Below are 1,442 nucleotides of genomic sequence, written 5' to 3' on the forward strand. Positions count from 1 at the left end.
TGAAGTGACCCCAAGAAGTTGGACGGGTTAAACATTTACGTATTTAATTGAGTCATTCTGTATTGTACTGGACTCATACCATTTAACTTGATTTTTATTCTTTTATTGTTATAATAGTCAATATATTCTTCTAAAGCCTTGATAAATTCTTCTGGGGAATCAAAGTTTTCTGCATATAGCAGTTCCGACTTCATTATCCCAAAGAAATTCTCAGCCACAGCATTGTCTAAGCAGTTTCCTTTCCTTGACATGCTTTGGATGATATCATGGCTTTGTAGTTTTCTGCAATATCCGTAATGCTGGTACTGCCATCCCTGGTCAGTGTGTATAATAAGGCCTTTCAGATGATTGACTTTGGCAAAAGCCTTATCCAGCATGTCATGTATCTGCTCCAAATTGGGTGTAGTAGAAATATTGTAAGAGATCACTTCTCCATTGAAGAGATCTAATAAAGGAGAAAGGTATAGTTTGGTTTGCTTTATATTTATCTGAGTAACATCAGTTACCCATTTCTGATTAGGCGAACTAGCCTTAAAGTCTCTCTCCAGTATATTAGGAGCAATACGACCAACCTCTCCTTTATAAGAGCGGTATTTTACCTTGCGTATCTGGCATTTCAAATTCTCTGACTTCATGATGCGCTGCACCGTTTTGTGGTTAATGACGTATCCTCTGTTCCGCATTTCTGCCGTTATCCGTCTATAGCCATAGCGGCCCTTATGCTCATGGAAGATACTTTTAATTTCTTCTCTTTCGTGTTTGTACTTATCCACACCTTCTTTAAGTTTCTTCAAGTGGTAGTAGAACACGGAACGTGCCATCCCATTAATCTCCAACAGTATGTTGAGTCCAAACTCCGGCCTTAATGCTTGGATGACTTGCGTCCAGAACCTCTGAGCCTGGACTCCTCTTCTTCCATCAAGGCCTTCGCTTTTTTTAGCAATGCATTCTCTGCTCTCAGGCGAAGGTTTTCAGCCTGCAGTCGCTCTAATTCTGCTTTGGAGTCATACTTTTCTTGCTTTTGCTGCTTCATGTCTTTTGGCTTCCGACCTCGGCGCTTAACCTCATACAACGCACTGTAACCTCTATTACGGACTATACGTACCCATGTCTCAAGATTAGTGCGACTGATGTCTGCGGAGGTGTAAATCTCGCGCAAAGATAAGTCTTTTTCCAGATACAAACGAACTAAATGTTCTTTTTCTGCACAAGAAATCTGCCTGTAGGTCTTATGACGTACTAAACCAGCCTCTCCTTGTTCATCATAACGACGTACCCACTCGAGAATCTGATCACGCCCTGTGTGTAGGTCTTTGCATAACTGGACGATGGGTACGCCAGACTTTACCTTTAATACTGTTTCTAATCTTTCTTTTAATGAATGAAAACTACTCATAATGTACCTCTAAAAGCTTTATGTCTAACTTTAGGGGTGCATTTCA

General features: G+C 40.5%; 2 protein-coding genes. Both read right to left on the bottom strand.

The window, feature by feature from the left end; genetic code table 11:
* Positions 1 to 35: 35 nt before the first annotated feature.
* Positions 36 to 944, bottom strand: coding sequence for an IS3 family transposase (locus CIK96_RS07995; protein ID WP_144007509.1), 909 nt, complete (start codon positions 942 to 944; stop codon positions 36 to 38).
* Complete coding sequence (locus CIK96_RS08000; RefSeq protein ID WP_091964514.1) at positions 863 to 1,396, bottom strand: helix-turn-helix domain-containing protein; 534 nt, start codon at positions 1,394 to 1,396, stop codon at positions 863 to 865. The genes CIK96_RS07995 and CIK96_RS08000 overlap by 82 nt, the downstream gene beginning before the upstream one ends.
* Between the last annotated feature and the right edge of the window lie 46 nt (positions 1,397 to 1,442).

This window comes from Prevotella sp. P4-98 (genome assembly GCF_002251405.1).
GTDB lineage: Bacteria > Bacteroidota > Bacteroidia > Bacteroidales > Bacteroidaceae > Prevotella.